Below are 20,648 nucleotides of genomic sequence, written 5' to 3'. Positions count from 1 at the left end.
CGGCATCCGGTGCCGCATGGCCCGGCGTCGCGCCGAGCCATCGGTCCGCCGCTCAGCGCAGGCCGAAGAAGGAGAGCACGGCAGCGATGACGACGACCAGACCGACGATGTAGATGATGGTGTTCACGGAGGAGCTCCTCGAATTGCGATGGAATGCAGTGTGGGCCGGTCGGACAGCCGTGCGCCGTCGGACGGCCCAGGGGCCCGGTGTAGGAAGCCCGTCCGCGTCGTGAGGGAATTCGGCCCTTCGGCCGGCCGCGGTCGAGGCGTCAAAAGAGGGTCGGAGGGCCGTTGGCCACGCGGCCCGCAGCCTGCACCAGGTGCGCCGCCACGCGGTCGACGGCCTCGTCGCGCGCGGACGAGACCACGGCCCGGCGTGCACCGGTCGGCCGCCACTCCGGATGCGCCCGCGCGACACGCGTGGCCTGGACGGCGGCGCGCAGGGCATCGGACCGCTCGGCCGGCACGGCGGCGGTGGCCGTGTCGACGGCCGCCGTCCCCACCGCGCCATGCCCGCGCGCCTCGAACGCCCGCACCAGGGCCAACTGGCGCTCTGCCAGCACGTACAGCAGGGCGTCCTCGACGGTCAGCGCCTGCTGCCCGCGCAACCGCCCGGCCAGGCGGCGGCCCAGCGGGCCGAGCCCCTGGGCCAGTGCGCCGCCCAGGGTGCCGCCGAGAAGGGCGCCGGCCCCCAGAGACAGCCCGCCCACCGCCAGATCGGCCGCAGCGCCGAGCACCGCGCCGACCGCCGCGCCCTGGCCCAGGCGGAGCCCCGCCTGACGCAACAGCTCGGGGTTGAACAGGTCCATGCCTTCGAGGCCTTCCAGCTGCGGCAGCGGCGGCTCCGCCGCATCGCCAGGCCGGAAGCCGTACAGCCGGAGCAAGGCCGCGGTGTTGCCGCGCACCTCGTCCTGCAATGTGGCGCGCAGGGCCTCCACCTCGGCGGCGCGGCGCTGCGGATCGGCCAACTGCGCCGTCGGCACCACCCGCTGCAATGCGGCGCAGGACACCAGGGTGCCCGCGACGGCGTGGCAGGCGCCGGCATGCCGGGCGGCGGCTTCGGCAAGGAGATGCGCGGCCACGCCCCGCAGCGCCTCGCGGCGTGCGGGCAGCAGGGTGCCCAGGTCGTGGTACAGGTCGCGCTCGGCACCGGTGAAGGGCGCGGCGGCGTCGAATCGCACCACGGCATGCAGGCCGGCGTCGGACAGCATGGCGCGCCACTGCGGCTCCCGGCTGGCGCCATGGGCGATGAAGTTGAGGACCGGCAGCACGGGCCGGGCACAGGCGCCCAGCAGTTCGACCTCGTCGCAGTACTTGGGCAGCACCGGCTCGCGCGTGTCGATCACCAGGAAGGCGGCATCGGCATCGAGCAGCAGGCGCAGCACCTTGGCCTCCTGCTCGAAGGCGGCCTGCGCCTCGGGGCCCTGCAGGAAGGCCCGGATGCGGGCGGGCCGGCTGTCGCCGGGCAGCTGCGACACGTGGGCCAGCAGCGTGACGGCGTCCTCCAGGCCCGGCGTGTCGTGGAAGCGCACGACCGGCGTGCCGTCGATGCGCAGGTCCACCTGCTCCACGTGGCGGGTGGTGCCGGGCCGGTCGGAGACCTCGCCGAAGTCGACCCGCCGCGTCAGGGTGCGCAGCAGCGAGGTCTTGCCGACATTGGTGTGGCCCACCACGGCGATGCGCAGCGGCGGCGCGTCGGGGCCGGTGCCTGCGGCGCTGTCCAGGGCGGTCGACGGGGGTGTGGAGGCGGTCATCGGGGTACCTCCGGCGTCGCCGGTCCAGGCGCCACGTCCGCCAGGGCGGACTGCCAGTGCGGATGGCAGGCGACGAGCGCATCCAGGCCGGTGTCATGCAGCCACCGCGGCCAGCGGGCCCGCTGCGCCTCGTCGGCCTGGTCGGTATCGACCAGCCACAGGTGCAGCGACGCGGTCAGGGGCAGCAGCTCGCGCAGCAGGCGTTCGGTGCCGCGGTCGGGGCTCGCCGTGGCCTGGCAGGCCACCACCAGCCGCCGCGGTCGCCAGGCCGCCACCTGTTGCACGGCGGCGGCGCGGGCCGAGGCGCTGCCGTCGCAGGCCCAGGCCCGGACGTCGTGCGGCAGATCGGCCGGCGGCCAGGGCTGCTCGGGTGGGAGCTCGAAGGCCAGCAGCACCGGGGCGCCCGGCGCATCGCCGGCGCGCCGGGGCAGGGCCGCGCCGTGTCCGGGCACCGGCTCGGCGTCGACCACCCGGGCGGGCACGAGGGCGTCGAGACGCGCCTGCAACTGCCGGTAGTAGGGCAGGGTGAAGTCGGGCTGCAGCCGACGGCGCCGTGCCTGCCACAGGGCGGCGCACCACAGGGCGCACAGCAGCCGCGGCAGCAGGCCATAGACGAGCACGCAGCCCACCAGCCACCAGGCCAGCACCGCCTGGCCCGCCGCATCGGGCGCGGCGGCGGGATCGCCCGCGGCACGAATCAACGCGGCATCCGGCACCGGAAAACCCAGGAGGCCGGGCAGCCACGCCAGTGCGTCGATGGCCCGGGCAAAGCCGGCGGGATCGAGCAGCGTCGTCTCCCAGCCCAGCGTGTAGCGGCGGAAGGCCAGGGCGGACAGCAGCGCTGCGATGGCGACGCCGAAGCCGATGGTCCACAGCAGGTGGCTGGCCAGGCCCAGCAGCCAGGGCAGCAGCCGCGCCCGCTCCAGCAACTGGACGCCGGCCTGCAGCAGCGCGGCGCCCTCGCGTCCGCGGCCCAGGGCCGTGCGCGCGGTAAGGGCCAGCCACAGCCGGCCAGCCAGGGCGCCGCCCCGGCCGCGGCCCGGCACCAGCAGCGCCGCCAGCCAGGCCAGCAGCGACAGGCCGTGCAGGCCCAGCAGGCCCGCCAGCGAGGCGATGACGTTGATGCGGCGCTCCTGCGCATCCACCACCGCGCCCGCCAGCCCCAGGCCGGCCACCACCATGAGGGCGGCCAAGCCGAGCAGCACCAGGGGTGCCAGATCGCGGGCGCGGGCCAGCCGGCCGGGCAGTCCCAGGCGTTCCGCCAGCAGGCGGGCCCGCTGCACCAGCGGCCAGGGTGCGGGTTCGGGCGCATGGGCGAGCTGGCGCAGCACCGACTGGTCTTCCAGCGGACCGTCGGACTCGATGCGCCGGATCGCCTCGGTCGTCAGCGCATCGGTGAAGGACAGGGGGGCAGGCAGGAGGATCAAGAGGGAAGGCGCGGCGGCAGCCGGCGGCTCGGCGAAGGGCGGGACATGGGTCGCATTGTCCCCGGCGGCCGACGTCTGACGGTCGGCTGACCGTTCATTTGCCTGCCCTCCGGCCCGCTGATAGCCTCGCTCGCCATGCGAATCCTGCTGGTCGAAGACGATGCCGTGCTCAGTGGCGTGATGTGCCGCAGCCTGGGCGACACAGGCCACGCGGTGGCCCTGGCCGCCACGGTCGAGGAAGCCGATGCGCAGTGGTCCAACGGCGGTTTCGACGCCGTGCTGCTCGACCTGAACCTGCCCGAGAACACCCGCCCCGACAGTGGCCTGGGCAGTGGCCTGCTGGCCCTGCGCCGCGCCCGGGCCCGCGGCGACCGCACGCCCGTCATGGTGCTCACGGCCCGCAACCGCACCGACGAGCGCGTGATCGGCCTGGATTCCGGGGCCGACGACTACCTGGGCAAGCCCTTCGATCCGGGTGAGCTGGAGGCGCGGCTGCGGGCCTTGGTCCGCCGTGCCGAAGGTGCCAAGGACGTGGTGGCCGTCGGCCGCCTGCAACTGGACCGGCGCGCCCGGCGCTTTCGCATCGATGGCGAACCGCTCGATCTGCCGGCGCGCGAGTTCGGCCTGCTCTGGGCCCTGATGAGCCCGCCCGGCCAGGTCCTGGCCAAGCGCGAGCTGGCCCGCAAGCTGGCCGAGGATGCCGACGGCCCGCTCAGCGACAACGCGCTGGAGGCCTTCGTCTCCCGCCTGCGCAAGCGGCTGGTGGACAGCGGCGTCGGCGTGCGCACCCTGCGCGGCATCGGCTACCGGCTGGAGGCCGACGCCGCCTGAGCGCCCTGAGCGGCACCGGCGCCTGTGGCGCATCCATGAAAAAAGCGGCCCCACGAGGCCGCTTTCGTCTTGATGGGGCCGCCTAAAAAGCCCCGTCCGCCGATCAGCGCTTGCTGTCGTCCTTGATCTGCGGCAGCTCGGTGCCCTCGGGCTTGGCCAGCAGGCCGGCCTGCACGTAGGTGGCCAGCTTGGCGCGGGTATCGACGATGTCGAGGTTGCGCATGGTCAGCTGGCCGATGCGGTCGGCGGGGGAGAAGGGCGCGTCTTCCACCTTCTCCATCGACAGGCGCTCGGGCGCGTAGGTCAGGTTGGGCGACTCGGTGTTCAGGAGCGAGTAGTCGTTGCCGCGGCGCAGCTCCAGCGTCACCTCGCCGGTGATGGCGCGGGCCACCCAGCGCTGGGCGGTCTCGCGCAGCATGATGGCCTGCGGGTCGAACCAGCGGCCCTGGTAGAGCAGGCGGCCCAGCTTGAGGCCGTTGACGCGGTACTGCTCGATGGTGTCCTCGTTGTGGATGCCGGTCACCAGCCGCTCGTAGGCGATGTGCAGCAGCGCCATGCCGGGGGCCTCGTAGATGCCGCGGCTCTTGGCCTCGATGATGCGGTTCTCGATCTGGTCGCTCATGCCCAGGCCGTGGCGGCCGCCGATGCGGTTGGCCTCTTCCATCAGGGCGACCAGGTCGTCGTAGGTCTTGCCGTTGAGGGCGACCGGCCGGCCTTCCTCGAAGCGCACGCGCACCTCTTCGGCCTTGACCTCGACCTCGGGCTTCCAGAAGGCCACGCCCATGATCGGGTTCACGATGCGGATGCCGCTGGACAGCAGCTCCAGGTCCTTGGCCTCGTGCGTGGCGCCCAGCATGTTGGAGTCGGTGCTGTAGGCCTTCTCGACCGACATCTTGTAGTCGAAGCCGTTGGCGATCAGGAACTCGCTCATCTCCTTGCGGCCGCCCAGCTCGTCGATGAAGGTCTGGTCCAGCCAGGGCTTGTAGATCTTCAGGCCCGGGTTGGTCAGCAGCCCGTAGCGGTAGAAGCGCTCGATGTCGTTGCCCTTGAAGGTCGAGCCGTCGCCCCAGATGTTGACGTCGTCTTCCTTCATGGCGGCCACCAGCATGGTGCCGGTCACGGCGCGGCCCAGCGGGGTGGTGTTGAAGTAGGTCACGCCGCCGGTGGAGATGTGGAAGGCGTTGGCCTGCAGGGCCGCGATGCCCTCGGCCACCAGCTGCTGGCGGCAGTCCACCAGGCGGGCCTTCTCGGCGCCGTAGGCCAGGGCCTTGCGCGGGATCTCGTCGTAGTCGGGCTCGTCGGGCTGGCCCAGGTTAGCGGTGTACGCATAGGGCTGGGCGCCCTTCTTCTTCATCCACAGCAGGGCGGCGCTGGTGTCCAGGCCGCCGGAGAAGGCGATGCCGACCTTCTGGCCGGTGGGGAGGGATTGCAGGATGGTGCTCATGTGCGTCGGAAGGAAGCGTCGTCGTATCGGTTGCGGCGCGGGCCGCGAACCCGCGATTGGACCATAGGGCGGCGCCCGCGGCGTCAGCGCGGCAGCACGAGCCGGCAGCTGTCGCCGCCGGCCTCGCGCCACACGCGCACGGCCGACACGGGCAACTCGCGCTCGCGCAGCGCGGTGGCGATGTAGGCGCAGAGGTTCTCCAGCGTGGGGGTGCCCAGGCCGGGGACTTCGTCGAGCAGGTGGTGGTCGAGCGTGCCGCGCAGCGTCTCGATCTCGGCGCGCAGCACGGCCAGGTCGACCACCATGCCGGTGGCGGCGTCGCGCGGGCCCTGCACGCTCACCTCGGCGTGGTAGGTGTGGCCGTGCACGCGCAGGCTGCTGGCGGTGTCGTGCACGCGCCGCAGCGTGTGGGCGGCGTCGAAGAAGAAGCGCTGCGACAGCTCGAATTCCAAAGCCATGGCCGTGCTCACCGGATGCCGATCACCTTGTGCGTCTGCGTGCTCAAGCGCCATTGCGGGCGCTGCAGGCAGACGTCGATGCATTCGCGGGTGTGGGCGGCGCGCTGCGGGTCGTCCAGCGGCTGCAGGTAGCGCCGGCCGAATTCCAGCGCCTCCATCTCGGCCAGGTCGATGCCGGCCTGCGGCCACACCAGCTTGAGTTCGTCCCCATGGCGCTGCACCAGCGCGTTGCCGGCCTTGGGGCTAACGCAGATCCAGTCGATGCCTTTGGGGGCGGGCAGGGTGCCGTTGGTTTCGATGGCGATGGCGAAGCCGCGCGCATGCAGGGCGGCCACCAGGGCATCGTCCACCTGCAGCAGCGGCTCGCCGCCGGTCAGCACGACGAAGCGGTGATCGTGCGCCGGCGCGGGCCAGCAGGCGGCGACCTGATCGGCCAGAAGCCCGGCCGTCGCGAACTTGCCGCCGAGCGTGCCGTCGGTGCCCACGAAGTCGGTGTCGCAGAAACGGCATTGGGCGCTGGCGCGGTCCTCCTCGCGGCCGGACCACAGGTTGCAGCCCGCGAAGCGGCAGAAGACGGCCGGGCGCCCGGCCTGGGCGCCCTCGCCCTGGAGGGTGTAGAAGATTTCCTTGACGGCGTAGGCCATGGCGCGGCGCGGCGAAAAAAGCCGGCGATTGTCGCAGGCGAGCCGCGTCGGGCGGGCGGCCCCGGCGCAGGCCGCGCCTCAGCGCGCCGCGGCTTCCGCCGTCGCCTCGGCCTCGTCGCCGAAATCCTCGCCCAGGAAGCCGCCGCTCTGGTGTGCCCACAGGCGCGCATAGAGGCCGCCGCGGGCCAGCAGCTCGCGGTGCGAGCCTTCCTCCACCACGCGGCCGGCATCGAGCACGATCAGCCGGTCCATGGCCGCGATGGTCGACAGGCGGTGGGCGATGGCGATCACCGTCTTGCCTTCCATCAACCGGTTCAGGCTCTGCTGGATGGCGGCTTCCACCTCGGAATCGAGGGCGCTGGTGGCCTCGTCCAGCAACAGGATGGGCGCGTTCTTGAGCATCACCCGCGCGATGGCGATGCGCTGGCGCTGCCCGCCGCTGAGCTTGACGCCGCGCTCGCCCACGTGCGCCGCCAGGCCGTGGCGGCCCTGCGGGTCGGTGAGCGTGTCGACGAAGTTGGAGGCCTCGGCCCGCTCGGCGGCGGCACGCACCTCGGCTTCGGTGGCGTCAGGCCGGCCGTAGGCGATGTTGTCGAACAGCGAGCGATGCAGCAGGCTGGTGTCCTGCGTGACCATGCCGATGTGGGCGCGCAGGGAATCCTGCGTCACGTGGGCGATGTCCTGCCCGTCGATCAGCACACGGCCGCCTTCCAGGTCATGGAAGCGCAGCAGCAGGTTCACCAGCGTGGACTTGCCCGCGCCGGAGCGGCCGACCAGGCCGATCTTCTCGCCCGGCCGCACGGTGAGGTTCAGGCCGTCGATCACCGTACGGCCCTGCACGGCGGGGGCCGTCGCGCCGGGCAGCAGGGGCGGGCGGTAACTGAACTTCACGTCCTCGAAGCGCACTTCGCCGCGCTCGACCACCAGCGGCCTGGCATCCGCCGCATCCACCACGGTGCGCTGCCGGCTCAGGGTGTTGATGCCGTCCTGCACGGTGCCGATGGCCTCGAACAGGCTGGTGGTCTCCCACATGATCCAGTGCGACATGCCCTGCAGCCGCAGGGCCATGGCGGTGGCGGCGGCCACGGCGCCCACGCCCACGGCGCCGCGGCTCCACATCCACAGGCCCACACCGGCCATGCCGCCCACCAGCAGCATCGACAGGGCGTGGTTGACGATCTCGAAGGCGCTCACCAGCCGCATCTGCGTGTAGCCGGTCTTGACGAAGTCCTGCATGGCAGCGCGGGCGAACTGCGCCTCGCGCCGGGTGTGGGAGAAGAGCTTGACGGTCGCGATGTTGGTGTAGGCGTCGGTGATGCGCCCCACCATGGCCGAGCGCGCATCCGCCTGCGCCTTGCCGATGCGGCCCAGCCGCGGCACGAAGTACGCCATGGCCAGCAGGTACAGCACCAGCCAGACGACGAAGGGCCAGATCAGTCCACCCGCGAACACGCCGGCCAGCACCACGATGGTGGCGACGTAGGTGGCCATGGTCACCAGCACGTCGGCCATCACGAACAGCGTGTCGCGCACCGCCAGCGCGGTCTGCATCACCTTGGTGGTGATGCGGCCGGCGAACTCGTCCTGGTAGAAGGACATGCTCTGGCCCAGCATCAGCCGGTGGAAGTTCCAGCGCAGCCGCATCGGCAGGTTGATGGCCAGCACCTGGTGCTTGACGATGGTCTGCAGCGCCACCACCAGCACGCTGGCCGCCAGGGCGACGGCCAGCCAGGTGAGGGCGCCGCCGCGCTCGGACCACAGCTGTGCGGGTGAGATGCCCGACAGCCAGTCCACCAGCCGGCCCAGCATGCCGAAGAGCAGTGCCTCGAAGGCCGACATGATGGCCGTGAGGAAGGCCAGCGCGGCCACCTTGCCGCGCACGCCTTCGGTGGTGAACCAGAGGAAGGCGAAGAAGCCCTTGGGCGGCAGCGAAGGCTCGTTGGGCGGATAGGGCTGGAGCAGTTTTTCGAAGAAGCGGAAGAGCAAGCGTGGTGTCTCCTGGACGAGGCCCGGCACTGTACCGGCGGTGCAGCGACGGCACGACGAGCAGGGATTTGCGGACGGCGCGCGACGGCCTGCGAAGTGCAGTGGCGCACCCGGCCATCCGGGCCGTGATGCCTCCCGGCCGTTTGGGCTGAGCCTGTCGAAGCCCTGCACCGCGCTTCGGCCCGCCTGAACGGAATCGGCCAAAAAGAAGGGGCGCCCCTGCAGGGCGCCCCTCGTGTGCCGGCGATCGTCCGCGGGGAATGGCGTCAGGATCGGCAGGCCTGCTGGCTTCGCGGTGGGCATCCCCTTCGCAATGCACGGACGACTGCGCCTGTGTCGCCGATCCCGTTTTCCCGCGGGGTGCTCGACCTGGCACGACTGCAAGTTGCGCCGGGCGCCGGGGCAGGCCTGTAGGACGTGTGCGCTTCAGCGGCGGCGCTGTCGGCGGTCAGCGTGTCGGCCATGGCGGCGGCGCTGAAGGCGGACCGCCCGGCGCGGTTCAGGCAACCGGCCCGAGCGCGGCGGCGAGGAAGTCGATGAAGCTGCGCAGCGCCGGTGCCCTGTGCTGCCGGCTCGCATACACGGCGAAGAGCGTCGTGGCCGGTGTGCGCCATTCGGGCAGCAGCTCCACCAGTCGCCCCTCGGCCAGGTCCTCGTCCACCAGCCAGGCCGGCAGGTAGGCGATGCCCAGGCCGGCATGCACGGCGTGGCGGGTGAGGTGGGTGTCGTCCGAGCGCATCACGGGCGTCAGCCGAAGCATGGCCTGCCGCCCGTCCGCGGCGCGCAGCACCCGGCCTTCGAGCTGCACGTAGCTGGGCACGATGGCGCCCAGTCCTGCCAGGTCCTCGGGCTTTGCAGGCGCGCCCCGGGTTGCCAGGTAGGCGGGTGCGGCCACGATGTGGAAGTCCACCGTGCACAACGGCCGCGCGATCAGGGCGGCGGCCGGCTCCTGCGTGGCGCGCAGCGCCAGGTCGAAGCCGTCCGCGACCAGGTCCATCCGCCGGTTGGCCAGGTGCAGGTCCACCAGCACCTCGGGACACTGCGCGTGGTAGTCCGCCAACAGCCGGGCCATGCGCGGGGTGGCGAACCACACCGGCGCGCTCACCTTCAGGCGCCCGCGCGGCGTGGCGTCGGCATCGGCCACCAGCGCGGCCTCGGCGCTGTCGAGCAGGTCGAGGGCGCGGCTGCTCTGCTCGTACCAGCTGCGGCCGGCGTCGGTCAGGCTGAGGTGCCGGCTGGAGCGGTGCAGCAGCCGCGCGCCGAGGCTGCGTTCCAGCTGGGCGATGTGCCGGCTGGCCATGGGCGCCGAAAGGCCCATGGCCTCGGCCGCGCGGGCGAAGCTGCCCGATTCGACGACCTCCCGGAACAGGCGCAGGCTGGTGAGGCGGTCCATGTCTTGATTGCGTGGAATGAAACTGAACCTTGATTGTGCGGCCATCGATTGCGGCCCACGAAAGGTCTAAAGTCGATCCCAACACGATTCAGGAGCCCTTCACCATGAGCACGATCAACAGCCCGCGTCTGCCGACCTACTTCATCTCCCACGGGGGCGGCCCCTGGCCCTGGATGAAGGCGGAGATGGGCGACACCTATGCCCGCCTGGAGGCCGCGCTGGCCGACATGCCGCGGCAGATCGGCCGCAAGCCGCGCGCCATCGTGATGGTTTCGGCCCACTGGGAGCGCCCGCGCTTCACGGTGCAGGCCAATCCGCATCCGTCCATGGTCTACGACTACGGCGGCTTTCCGGCCCACACCTACCAGGTGCGCTACGACGCCCCCGGCGACCCGGCGCTGGCCCAGCGCGTGCAGGCCCTGATCGAGGCGGCCGGCCTGCCCGCGGGCATCGACGCCGAACGCGGCTACGACCACGGCATGTTCTCGCCGATGAAGGCCATCTACCCGGACGCGGACGTGCCGGTGATCCAGCTCTCGCTGCGCCAGGGCCTGGACCCGGCCGAGCACCTGGCGCTGGGCCGCGCGCTGGCGCCGCTGCGCGACGAGGACGTGGTCATCGTCGGCAGCGGGCTGAGCTACCACAACCTGCGCGCCTTCGGCCCCCAGGCGCAGGCCCCGTCGCGCGCCTTCGACGACTGGCTGGGCCAGACGCTGGCGCAGGGCGACCCGGCCGCCCGCGCCCAGCGCCTGATCGGCTGGGAATCGGCGCCCGCCGCCCGCATCGCGCATCCGCGCGAGGAACACCTGATCCCGCTGATGGTGGCCGTCGGCGCCGCCGAGCAGGAGGCGGCGCACCGCGTGTACTACGAGAACGGCTTCATGGGCGGCCTGACCGTCTCGAGCTACCGCTTCGGCGACGCCCCCGGCGCGCAGTAAGCAAAGCCCCTCTCCCCCCGCGGGAGAGGGGTTGGGGAGAGGGGGCCGCCCGCAAGGAGCGCTGCACCCGACCCACCGCCGCCTCCTCTCCCCAACCCTCTCCCACGAGGGGAGAGGGAGCAACGCGCCGGCGCGACATCGGCGCCGCCGCTATGCTCCCGCGCCGATGACCACCGACACCGACCTCCTGGCCTTTGCCGAGCGCCATCCGCGCCTCTTCGTGCTGACCGGTGCGGGTGTCAGCACCGAGTCCGGCATTCCGGATTACCGGGACGCGCAGGGCAACTGGAAGCGGCCGCCACCGGTCACCTTCCAGGCCTTCATGGGCGAGGAGGCCACCCGCAAGCGCTACTGGGCGCGCAGCATGATCGGCTGGCGCACCATGGGGCAGGCGCAGCCGGGGCCGGCGCACCATGCCCTGGCCGCGCTGGAGTCGCAGGGCCGCATCGCAATGCTGCTGACTCAGAACGTCGACGGCCTGCACCAGGCGGCCGGCAGCCGCAACGTCATCGACCTGCATGGCCGCATCGACACCGTGCGCTGCATGGCCTGCGAGCACCGCCTACCGCGCGCCGACTTCCAGGCCGAGCTGCTGCGCCTCAACCCCGACTGGGCCGCGCTGGACGCCCGGGCCGCGCCCGACGGCGACGCCGACCTGGAACTGCGCGACTTCTCGGGCTTCGACATCCCGACCTGTCCCGTCTGCGGCGGGTTGCTCAAGCCCGACGTGGTGTTCTTCGGCGAAAGCGTGCCGCGCCCCCGCGTCGATGCGGCGTATTCGGCGCTGGAGGCGGCCGACGGCGTGCTGGTCGTCGGCTCCTCGCTAATGGTGTATTCGGGCTTCCGCTTCGTGCAGCGGGCAGCGGAGCGCGCCCTGCCGGTGGCGGCGCTCAACCTCGGCCGGACGCGGGCGGACGGCCTGCTGTCGCTGAAGGTCGAGGCGCCGATCGGACCAACGCTGGAGCGGCTGGCCGGGCTGCTGGTGCCACCGGACGTTCGCGCGGCCTGACAAGGTGTGAACGAACCCGACATGCCCGCTCGTTCTGCCAAAACACGCCCACTCTGCGTTGCAAATGCTCGCCATAGCCCGAGCTATGGCTGCGCTTTGCGCCTTGATTGGCCGCGTTTTGGCAGCCCGCTCGGCCACGCCGGATTCATTCACACCTTGTGAGGGCGCGGATTCGCGGGCGTTCCGTACGGGGCTTGCTTCCGGGCGACGTCCGTCCAGGCCTGCAGTGACGAAAAGTCGGTCATCCCCGGCGCGCTTCCATGCGCCGGCGCAAGCTTCGCAACAGCCAAGGGTGCTAAAAGACACCCCAACCGCGCGGCCACGCCAGCCGCCGGGCAGGAGACAACACGCCATGCCCAACGCCATGTTTCGCCCCACGCCGGCGGCCGGTGCCGGACTGCCGCTGGCGGCGCCCGATGCCATCCTGGCCTCGCACGCCCGCAGCGCCGACTTCGGCCTGCGCTCCCACGAACGCGCCGACCTGCCGCCGCTGGCCGCCGCCGATCTGGCCGAGGCCATGGGCCGCAACGCGTTGCTCTTCGACCACGCCCGGCCGGTGATGGAGACGCTCTACGCCCAGATCGCCGGCACCCAGAGCCTGGTGCTGCTCACCGACGCCGACGGCGTGATCCTGCATGCGCTGGGCGACGACGATTTCCTGGGGCGGGCCGACCGCGTGGCGCTCAAGCCGGGCGCGGCCTGGTCCGAGCGCTGCCGCGGCACCAATGCCATCGGCACGGCGCTGGCGCTGCAGCAGGCGGTGCAGGTCAACGGCAGCCAGCACTACCTGCAGGCCAATCACTTCCTCACCTGCTCCTGCGCGCCCATCCTCGATCCGCGCGGGCAGGTGCTGGGCGCGCTGGACGTCAGCGGCGACGAGCGCACCCGCAGCGCCCACACCCTGGCGCTGGTGCGCATGTCCTCGCAGATGGTCGAGAACCACCTGTTCGACCAGGTCTACGAAGACGCGCTGCGCCTGCGCTTCCATGCCCGGCCGGAATTCCTGGGCACGCTCATGGAAGGCCTGGCCGCGTTCACGCCGGATGGTCGCTTCCTGGCCGCCAACCGCAGCGCGCAGTTCCAGTTGGGTCTGTCGACGGCGGCGCTGGAGGCCCACACCTTCGGCTCGCTCTTCGGTCTGCCCGTGTCCCAGGCCCTGGCGCAGGCCCGCCAGGGCCCGGCCGCGCTGATGCGCCTGCACCTGCCCGGGGGCGTGGCAGTGTCGGCGCGGGTGGAGTGGCAGCCCCGGACCGCCAGCCTGGCCATGCCGCCCGAAGCGCCCCCGGCCACGCCGGTGGCCGAGCGAGGCCGCGAATCCGGTGGTCCGCGCTTCTCGGGCCTGCGCTACCTGGACACGGGCGACGCCCAACTGGCGCAGGTGCTGGCCCGCGTGGGCAAGGTGCTGGGGCAGGACGTGCCGGTGCTCATCCTGGGCGAGACCGGCACCGGCAAGGAATGGCTGGCCCGCGCCATCCACCACGATTCACCGCGGCGCAACGGGCCCTTCGTGGCCGTCAACTGCGCCGCCATCCCCGAGACGCTGATCGAGTCCGAGCTGTTCGGCTACGAGGAAGGCGCCTTCACCGGCGCGCGGCGCAAGGGCAACCCGGGCCGCATCCTCCAGGCGAACGGCGGCACGCTCTTCCTCGACGAGATCGGCGACATGCCGCTGGCGATGCAGGCCCGGCTGCTGCGCGTGCTGCAGGAGCGCAGCGTGGCGCCCCTGGGCAGCGGCCGGCAGGTGCCGGTGGACGTGGCCGTGGTCTGCGCCACCCACCGCAACCTGCGCACCATGATGGCCGAGGGGCGCTTCCGCGACGACCTCTACTGGCGGCTCAATGGTCTGGTCGCCCGCCTGCCGCCGCTGCGCGAGCGCAGCGACCTGGCCGTGGTGGTGCAGCGGCTTCTGCAGACCCAGCAGTCCGAGGCCGGCCTGGCCGACGCACCCCCGCTGGCGCCGCAGACCCTGGCGCTGCTGCGCCACCATGCCTGGCCGGGCAACCTGCGCCAGCTGGCCAGCGTGCTGCGCACCGCGGCGCTGATGGCGCGCGGCGAGGCGCAGATCCTGCCGGAGCACCTGCCCGAGGACTTCATGGACGACCTGCAGGCCCATGCGGCCGACGGGGGCGGCGGCTCCGTGGCGTCGCCCAACCGGCCCGCGCCGTCCACGGCCACGCTGGAGGCGCTCGAACGGGCGGCGCTGGAGCAAGCGATGGCCACCCATGGCGGCAACGTGTCGGCCGTGGCCCGGGCGCTGGGCCTGTCGCGCAACGCCGTCTACCGGCGGCTGCGGCGGCAGGGCTGAGCGATCACCGGCGCGGCGGGAAGGACTCGCTTAGGCCGGCCTTAAGCCGGCCCGTCGGCCGGGAACGTGCCGTGGCGTGTTGGAGTCCCATCCACGCAAGGCCCATGCTGGGCCGAGGAAGGACGACCGAACCATGACACCCCAAGAACTGTCCATGCTCGAGGACCTGCTGCAGCGCCTGGCCGCGGTGCACGGCGTGCAGAAGGACCCCCAGGCCGATGCGCTGATCCGCGAACGCCTGGCTGGCCAGCCCGATGCGCTGTACCTGCTGACCCAGCGCACGCTGCTGCTGGAACATGCGCTGCAGGACGCCCAGCGCCAGTTGGCGCAACGCGCCGCCGCGCCGGCCGACCCGGGCGGCGCCGCCTTCCTGCAGCGCGGTCTGGAGCCCGGCTTCGGGCGCGACACGGCCGATCCGGATGCCTACAACCCGGGCCGGCCCGCCTACCGCGGCGCGCCCTCGGGCTATGCCCCCGGTGCGCCGGCCGTTGCACCCGCTGCGGCACCCGGATGGCGCGAACGCCTCTTCGGCGCCGCGCCCGCTCCCGCGGCAGCGCCGGCCCCGAGCAGCGGCCCGAGCTTCCTGGGCCAGGCCGCCAGCGCCGCGGCCGGGGTGGCAGGCGGCATGTTCCTGTTCAACGGCATCGAGCACCTGCTCGGCGGCCGCAGCGGCGCAGGCGGCGGTGGCTTCCTGGGCCTGGGCGGCGGCAACGTCGGCACGCCGGAGGTGATCGAGAACGTCACCCAGAACTTCTACGAGGATGGCAGCGGCGGCGGTGGAGACACGCGGCAACTGGCCGATGACGCCGGCGGCGACTGGTCGGGCTTCGACGGCGGTTCTTTCGACGACGACCAGATCGTCTGAGGCCGGCAGCCCGCGGTGGCGGGGCTGCGCCAGGTCGCTTTTGGGCGGCTGATGGAAGCGCTCCAGGCTCAGGCCTGGGGCGCTTCGTGCATCCGGGCCATCAGCATGCGCGCCGCAGCCTCCGGATCGTCCGCCCCGACGAAGGCCCGCACCACCGCGATGCTGCCCACGCCGCTGGCCAGCGCCTGCGGCAGCCGTTCGGCGTCGATGCCGCCGATGGCGACCAGCGGATAGCCGCGCATCAAACGCGCGTAGTCGTGCAGGCGGGCCAGGCCCTGCGGCGCGGTCGCCATCTTCTTGAGCGTGGTCGGGAACACGGCGCCCAGCGCGAGGTAGCTGGGGCTCACGGCGTCGGCCCGCACCATCTCGGCATAGCCATGGGTGCTGACGCCCAGCCGCAGGCCGGAGGCGCGCAGTTCCTGGACCTCATCCGCCGTCAGCGCGTCCAGGTCTTCCTGGCCCAGGTGCACGCCGTAGGCGCCGGCCGCGATGGCCTGCCGCCAGTGGTCGTTGATGAAGAGCAGGGCGTCGGTGCCCCGGACGGCGGCGATGGCGGCGTCGATCTCGCGGGCGACGGCGGCCGCGTCGTCGGACTTGAAGCGCAGTTGCACCGTCGGAATGCCGGCCCGCGCCGCACGGCCGACCCATTCGGCGTCGGGCAGCACGGCGTACAGGCCCAGCGCCACGGGGCAGGGCGCGAAGGCATCGCCGCGGGACTGGGGCGGAAAGTCGCGCAGTCCGAAGTCGGCCGGCGCATCGGGCCAGGCGCTGGCGTCGAAGCGGCCCAGGCGTTTCGTCATCGCCTGCCAGGCACGGCCCAGGCATTCGGCGTCCACCTCGATGAAGCCCAGCGCCGCGCAGGCGGCCTTGGCGCCCCGGTAGACCGGGTCTTCGTCGTGGAAAGGGCCGACCGCCACCGGTGGGTGTCCATCGAAGCGGCCACCGTGGGCGGAGAGGATGGCGGTCTGGATCTCTTGGGCGTTCATGGATGGCTCCGTGTTCTTATTGGCGGGGGCGCGGCGGCGGCGCGCGTCGGCAGGCACCGCCGCAGCAGGCTCAGCCGCCGTTCTGGGCGTGGTGCCAGAACGGTGTGCCCAGGACGGGCGTGCTGGGTTGGGCCGCGTCCTGCGCGCTCATGGCACCTGCCCGGAAGGCCGCGCGCCCCGCGGCGACCGCATCGGCGAAGGCGCCGGCCATCGCCACCGGGTCCTGCGCCAGGGCCACGGCCGTGTTCAGCAGCACGCCGTCGTAGCCCCATTCCAGCACCTGGCAGGCATGCGAGGGCAGGCCCAGGCCGGCGTCGACCAGCATGGGCACCGTGAGCCGCTCGCGCAGCACCTGCATGGCATAGGGGTTGACCGGTCCGCGGCCGGTGCCGATGGGCGCGGCCCAGGGCATCACGGCCTGGCAGCCGACATCGACCAGGCGCTGGCACAGCACCAGGTCCTCGGTGCAGTAGGGCAGCACCTGGAAGCCGTCCTTGATCAGCCGCTCGGCCGCGCCCACCAGCTGCAGCGTGTCGGGCTGCAGGGTGTAGTCGTCGCCGATCAGCTCCAGCTTGATCCAGGGCGTCTCGAACAGCTCACGCGCCATGTGGGCGGTGGCGATGGCCTCCTGCACGCTGTGGCAGCCGGCGGTGTTGGGCAGCACCGGCACGTCCAGGCGGCGCAGCAATTCCCAGAAGCCGTTGTCGGCCTTGGCGCCGCCGGGCGCCGCGCTCTGGCGGCGCAGCGAGGCGGTGAGCATGGCTGGCCGGGCACGCTGCACGGCGGCCTCGAGCACGTCGGGCGAGGGATAGCGGGCGGTGCCCAGCAGGAGGCGGCTCTCAAAGCGCTGGCCGTAGAGCACCAGCGCGTCGGTGGAATCGGGGGTGGTCATGGGCGTGTCCTTTCGTCGATGGCCGCAGCGCCGTCGAGCCAGTCGTCCAGCGAAGCGGCATTGCTCCCTCTCCCCTCGCGGGAGAGGGCCGGGGAGAGGGGGCAGGGCGCAGGCGTGGTCAGCATCTCAACCCCCGGTGACGGGGCGGATCACCTCGACCTCGTCGCCGGCCTGCAGGGCGCGCCCGGCATAGGCCGAGCGGGGCACGAAGTCGCGGTTGACGGCGGCCGCGAAGGGCGGGGCGGGGTCGAGCAAAGCGATGGCGTCGGCCAGCGTGGCGCCGGAAGGCAGCTCGCGCGGCTCGCCGTTGAGCAGGATGTTCATCATCGGGCGGGAAGGTGTTCGATGCCGATCTGCAACTGGTCGGCCAGCGGCGATTCGCGGTGCTGCAGGCTCTGCATCGCGGCGTCGAGCATGGCCGGCGCGATCATGAAGCCGTGGCGGTAGAGCCCGTTGATCTGCAGCACCCGTTCGCCCAGCCAGCGCAGTGCCGGCAGGTTGTCGGGCAGGGTGGGGCGGCACTGGGCGGCGATCTCGACGATGCGCGCCTCGGCAAAGCCGCTGTGCACGGTGTAGGCGGCCGACAGCAGCTCCAGCACCGAGCGCACGCTGGGCGGCGACATGTCGTCCGATTCGATCTCGGTCGCGCCGATCACGAACAGGTGGTCCTGCTTGGGCGCGATGTAGATGGGATAGCGCGGATGCACCAGCCGCGTCGGCCGCTGCAGCGTCACTTCGGGCGCATGGATGCGCGCCACCTCGCCGCGCACGCCGCGCACGGCCGGCCACTGCGCATGCGCACCCAGGCCGCGGCAGTCGATCACGCGCTCGCGCGGGCCGGGGGAGAGGTCCTGCGGGTTGCGGGCACTGTGCCAGTGCAAGCGCACCTGGGGATGCGCCTCCAGCGCCTGCTGCAGCGCGGCAAGCAGCTGGCGGTTGTCGAGCTGGCCTTCGCCGGGCAGCAGCAGGCCCTGCATGAAGCGGCCGGCCAGGGCGGGCTCGGCCTCGGCCAGGGCCGTTGCGTCCAGCGACTGCGGCGCCGCCAGCGAGGGCTGCTGCGCCTGGTTGTGGACCAGGGTGCGGCCCAGGCGGCCGGCGTCCGCGGCGTCCTGCCGGTGCCAGACGACCAGCGTGCCGGCCTGTTGGAAGAACACCGGTGCTGGCAGTCCGGCCAGCAACTGCGGCCAGCGGCCGAGCGCGTATTCGCCCATGCGCACCACCGACAGCGGCGCCACGGCCGACTCGGCCAACGGCGCCAGCATGGCCGCCGCCACGCGCGCAGCGGCGCCCTGGGCGTCGGGGCCCTGGGCCTCGTGCAGTTCCACCGCGCAACCGGCGCGGGCGAGGCTGAGTGCCATCAGCCGGCCCATCAGGCCGCCGCCCAGTACCCAGGCCTTGTCGAAGTCCATCGTGGTGTCCGTCATCGAACCGCCTCGTTCACTGCTGCACGCATAATTTCCGCCCCATGACCCTTCCCACCCAGCGCTACGCGCGCGTGCTCACCATCGCCGGCTCCGACAGCGGCGGCGGCGCCGGCATCCAGGCCGACCTCAAGACCTTCGCCGCGCTGGGCTGCTACGGCATGAGCGCCATCACGGCCCTCACCGCGCAGAACACCCGCGGCGTGAGCGGCATCCATGCCGTGCCGCCCGCCTTCCTCAAGGCCCAGTTGAAGGCCGTGATCGAGGACATCGGCGTCGATGCCGTCAAGCTGGGCATGCTGCATGCGCCCGAGGTGGTGGAGGTGGTGGCCTGGGCCATCGACCATTACCGCCTGCCCAACGTGGTGCTCGACCCGGTCATGGTCGCCACCAGCGGCGACCGGCTGATCGCCGCCGAGACGGTGGCGCGGCTGGTGGCCGAACTCTTCCCGCGTGCGGTGCTGATCACGCCCAACCTGGACGAGGCGGCGCTGCTGGTGGGCCATGCGATTGCGGACGCCGATGCGCTGGAAGGCGCCGCGGCCGAGCTGCTGGCGCAGGGGGCACGAGGCGTGCTGCTCAAGGGGGGCCACCTGCCGGGCGAGGAGGTCGTGGACCTGCTGGCCCTGGCCGATGGCGCGCGCCACCGCTTCGCCGCGCCCCGCATCCAGAGCCGCAACCTGCATGGCACGGGCTGCACGCTGTCCTCGGCCATCGCCTGCGGGCTGGCGCTGGGCAAGCCGCTGCCCCAGGCGGTGGCCGATGCCCGCGAGTACGTGCGCGGCGCCATGCAGGCCGGCGTCACCGTCAAGGTGGGCGAAGGCCACGGCCCGCTCAACCATGGCTTTGCGCCGCAGGCGACGGTGCGCCTGCCGCTGTAGGCCGCGTCAGCCGGGCCAGCACGAAGGTCAGCAACAGCGCTGGCAGGGCCGAGCCCCACTGCGGCCCCCACGCCGCGCAGCCGTGGTAGACGGCGATGCCGGCAATCCACACCGCGGCGGCGCTCAGGTCCACCTTGCGTCCGGCCGGCAGCGGCACACCACCGCCACCCAGCCGGCCCAGGATCACGCCGTAGAGGGGCACGAACACCGAGCTCAGCATCAGCAGGAAGGGCTCCAGCGCGTGCATGGGCAGCACCAGCGCCAGGGCCACGCAGACCAGCGCGATCAGCAGCCCCCAGCGGCGAACGCTCCAGCGCGGGCGCAGGCTGTGCATGGAGACAGAACCCGAATAGACGTCACCGTAGGCGTTGTCCAGCTCGTCGATGAGGATCAGCCCGAGCGCCACCAGGCCACCCTGCGCGAGCAGCAGCGCCATCACGAGCGTGGTGCCCGGTGCCGCCGTGCTGGCCACCATCACACCCAGGGCATAGCACCAGAGGTTGGCCACGGCATAGCCGATCCAGGTGCCGGTGAAGGCGCCGCCCGGCTTGCCCGGCTGGGCGCGCAGGCCGTGGCGCGCATAGTCGGCCACGAGCGGCAGCCAGGAAACGGGCATCGCGATCACCAGGTCCATGGCGCTGAACAGGCCCATGCTGCCGTCGCCCTGGCGCTGCCAGAAGGCCTCGAAGCCCTGCGCCTGCAGCTTGCCGGCGAACTGCCAGGTGAGCCAGATCAGCGACAGCACCACCAGCGGCAGGCCGAAGCGGCTGACGAAGCGGCGCACCAGCGACACCATCGAGCCCGACAGCAGCGCCAGCAGCACGGCGCCCCACAGCAGCGTGGCGGCCAGCGCACCTCCCACGGAATCCAGCGACAGGCCGAAGGCCTGCTTGGCGATGGCCTGGGTGCCCTCGCGCATGATGACCAGCTCGAAGGTGGTCCAGCCGACCAGCTGGACGATGTTGAGCACCACCGGCAGCCGCGCGAACACGCTGCCGTAGGCCGAGTGCATCAGGCCGGCGCTCGCGAGCCCTGTCTGGCACCCCAGCCGCGCCGTCCAGGCCAGCAGGCCGGCGCCGATCAGCGAGCCGACCACGATGGCCACCACGGCATCGCGCGTGCCCACCGCCGGCACCAGGAAGGCGCCCACCTGCATCACCAGCAGGCCCACGCCCAGGCTGAACCACAGCGACAGGTGGTCGTGCCAGCGGAAGGCTCGGCGCGCGTCGGGCAGCGGGGTCAGCGCCTCGTTGGCGGGTGGGGTGGATGCGTCGTTCAAGGCCATGCGTCGTTGCTCCAGAGCGGTCGGGCACAGGAAGCACCGCCGACGGCGCCGGCCCCTTCTGGCCCGGCGCAGGCCCGTGCGGGCCACCGGAGCTGCTTCCCTGCGCGAGGATTACCTCAGGCCGCCAGC

The 20,648-nt window shown here is 72.4% G+C and carries 18 protein-coding genes; 6 read left to right on the top strand and 12 right to left on the bottom strand.

Features of this window, described 5'->3' with window-relative positions:
- Positions 1-269 precede the first annotated feature (269 nt).
- Together L0984_RS01060 and L0984_RS01055 are read right to left on the bottom strand one after the other, a co-directional pair.
- Positions 270-1,754: a GTPase/DUF3482 domain-containing protein gene (locus tag L0984_RS01060; protein ID WP_234191934.1), complete on the bottom strand. Its 1,485-nt coding sequence runs from the start codon at positions 1,752-1,754 to the stop codon at positions 270-272.
- Positions 1,751-3,181, bottom strand: a complete 1,431-nt coding sequence (locus L0984_RS01055) for a DUF2868 domain-containing protein (protein ID WP_234191933.1) — start codon at positions 3,179-3,181, stop codon at positions 1,751-1,753. Before L0984_RS01055 ends, L0984_RS01060 begins: the two co-directional genes overlap by 4 nt.
- 135 nt (positions 3,182-3,316) lie before the next feature.
- On the opposite strand from L0984_RS01055, the gene L0984_RS01050 reads away from it, so the two are divergent.
- Positions 3,317-4,012, top strand: coding sequence for a response regulator transcription factor (locus tag L0984_RS01050; protein WP_234191932.1), 696 nt, complete (start codon positions 3,317-3,319; stop codon positions 4,010-4,012).
- 103 nt (positions 4,013-4,115) lie between these two features.
- Here L0984_RS01050 and argG read toward each other — a convergent pair whose 3' ends face one another.
- The 5 genes from argG to L0984_RS01025 all read right to left on the bottom strand — a co-directional run bounded on the left by argG (position 4,116) and on the right by L0984_RS01025 (position 9,937).
- Positions 4,116-5,456 carry an argininosuccinate synthase gene (argG, locus tag L0984_RS01045; RefSeq protein ID WP_234191931.1) on the bottom strand — a complete coding sequence of 447 codons (1,341 nt, stop codon included), beginning with the start codon at positions 5,454-5,456 and terminating at the stop codon, positions 4,116-4,118.
- Between the two features lie 83 nt (positions 5,457-5,539).
- The gene (locus L0984_RS01040) at positions 5,540-5,908 is read right to left on the bottom strand and encodes a 6-carboxytetrahydropterin synthase (protein WP_234192749.1); all 369 of its coding nucleotides are present in this window, start codon (positions 5,906-5,908) and stop codon (positions 5,540-5,542) included.
- Positions 5,909-5,922: 14 nt separating this feature from the next.
- Complete coding sequence (gene queE / locus L0984_RS01035; RefSeq protein ID WP_234191930.1) at positions 5,923-6,558, bottom strand: 7-carboxy-7-deazaguanine synthase; 636 nt, start codon at positions 6,556-6,558, stop codon at positions 5,923-5,925.
- 78 nt (positions 6,559-6,636) lie between these two features.
- A complete protein-coding gene (locus L0984_RS01030) occupies positions 6,637-8,544 on the bottom strand; it encodes an ABC transporter ATP-binding protein (protein WP_234191929.1) in 1,908 nt (635 codons plus the stop codon).
- A 499-nt stretch (positions 8,545-9,043) separates the two neighbouring features.
- Entirely contained in the window at positions 9,044-9,937 is an 894-nt protein-coding gene (locus L0984_RS01025) for a LysR family transcriptional regulator (protein WP_234191928.1), read from the bottom strand.
- Between the two features lie 104 nt (positions 9,938-10,041).
- On the opposite strand from L0984_RS01025, the gene L0984_RS01020 reads away from it, so the two are divergent.
- From L0984_RS01020 to L0984_RS01005, 4 genes are all read left to right on the top strand, one after another.
- Positions 10,042-10,875 (top strand): DODA-type extradiol aromatic ring-opening family dioxygenase, encoded by an 834-nt coding sequence (locus tag L0984_RS01020; protein WP_234191927.1) that lies wholly within the window; start codon positions 10,042-10,044, stop codon positions 10,873-10,875.
- A 166-nt stretch (positions 10,876-11,041) separates the two neighbouring features.
- Positions 11,042-11,884, top strand: a complete 843-nt coding sequence (locus L0984_RS01015; protein ID WP_234191926.1) for an NAD-dependent protein deacetylase — start codon at positions 11,042-11,044, stop codon at positions 11,882-11,884.
- Between the two features lie 352 nt (positions 11,885-12,236).
- Entirely contained in the window at positions 12,237-14,189 is a 1,953-nt protein-coding gene (locus L0984_RS01010) for a sigma-54-dependent Fis family transcriptional regulator (protein WP_234191925.1), read from the top strand.
- A 133-nt stretch (positions 14,190-14,322) separates the two neighbouring features.
- On the top strand, positions 14,323-15,054 hold the full coding sequence (locus tag L0984_RS01005; RefSeq protein WP_234191924.1) for a DUF2076 family protein: 732 nt from the start codon (positions 14,323-14,325) through the stop codon (positions 15,052-15,054).
- A 68-nt stretch (positions 15,055-15,122) separates the two neighbouring features.
- Here the strand turns inward: L0984_RS01005 and L0984_RS01000 are convergent, their stop codons facing one another.
- The 4 genes from L0984_RS01000 to L0984_RS00985 form a co-directional block, all read right to left on the bottom strand.
- Entirely contained in the window at positions 15,123-16,040 is a 918-nt protein-coding gene (locus L0984_RS01000) for a thiamine phosphate synthase (RefSeq protein WP_234191923.1), read from the bottom strand.
- A gap of 70 nt (positions 16,041-16,110) precedes the next feature.
- A complete protein-coding gene (locus tag L0984_RS00995; RefSeq protein WP_234191922.1) occupies positions 16,111-16,932 on the bottom strand; it encodes a thiazole synthase in 822 nt (273 codons plus the stop codon).
- 126 nt (positions 16,933-17,058) lie between these two features.
- Entirely contained in the window at positions 17,059-17,259 is a 201-nt protein-coding gene (gene thiS, locus L0984_RS00990) for a sulfur carrier protein ThiS (protein WP_370645865.1), read from the bottom strand.
- Positions 17,256-18,356: an FAD-dependent oxidoreductase gene (locus L0984_RS00985; protein ID WP_234191921.1), complete on the bottom strand. Its 1,101-nt coding sequence runs from the start codon at positions 18,354-18,356 to the stop codon at positions 17,256-17,258. Before L0984_RS00985 ends, thiS begins: the two co-directional genes overlap by 4 nt.
- A 41-nt stretch (positions 18,357-18,397) precedes the next feature.
- Between L0984_RS00985 and thiD the strand changes: the two genes are divergently transcribed.
- Positions 18,398-19,234: a bifunctional hydroxymethylpyrimidine kinase/phosphomethylpyrimidine kinase gene (gene thiD / locus L0984_RS00980; RefSeq protein ID WP_234191920.1), complete on the top strand. Its 837-nt coding sequence runs from the start codon at positions 18,398-18,400 to the stop codon at positions 19,232-19,234.
- On the opposite strand, the gene L0984_RS00975 is transcribed toward thiD, so the two are convergent.
- Positions 19,188-20,519 carry a purine-cytosine permease family protein gene (locus tag L0984_RS00975; protein ID WP_234191919.1) on the bottom strand — a complete coding sequence of 444 codons (1,332 nt, stop codon included), beginning with the start codon at positions 20,517-20,519 and terminating at the stop codon, positions 19,188-19,190. The two genes, thiD and L0984_RS00975, sit on opposite strands and share 47 nt — an antisense overlap.
- Positions 20,520-20,648: the final 129 nt, after the last annotated feature.

The organism is Pseudacidovorax sp. NFM-22 (genome assembly GCF_021401245.1).
Classification (GTDB): Bacteria; Pseudomonadota; Gammaproteobacteria; order Burkholderiales; family Burkholderiaceae_C; genus Xenophilus.
The sequence above is the reverse complement of the archived record's forward strand: the minus strand, read 5'-3'. Positions and strand labels throughout refer to the sequence as shown.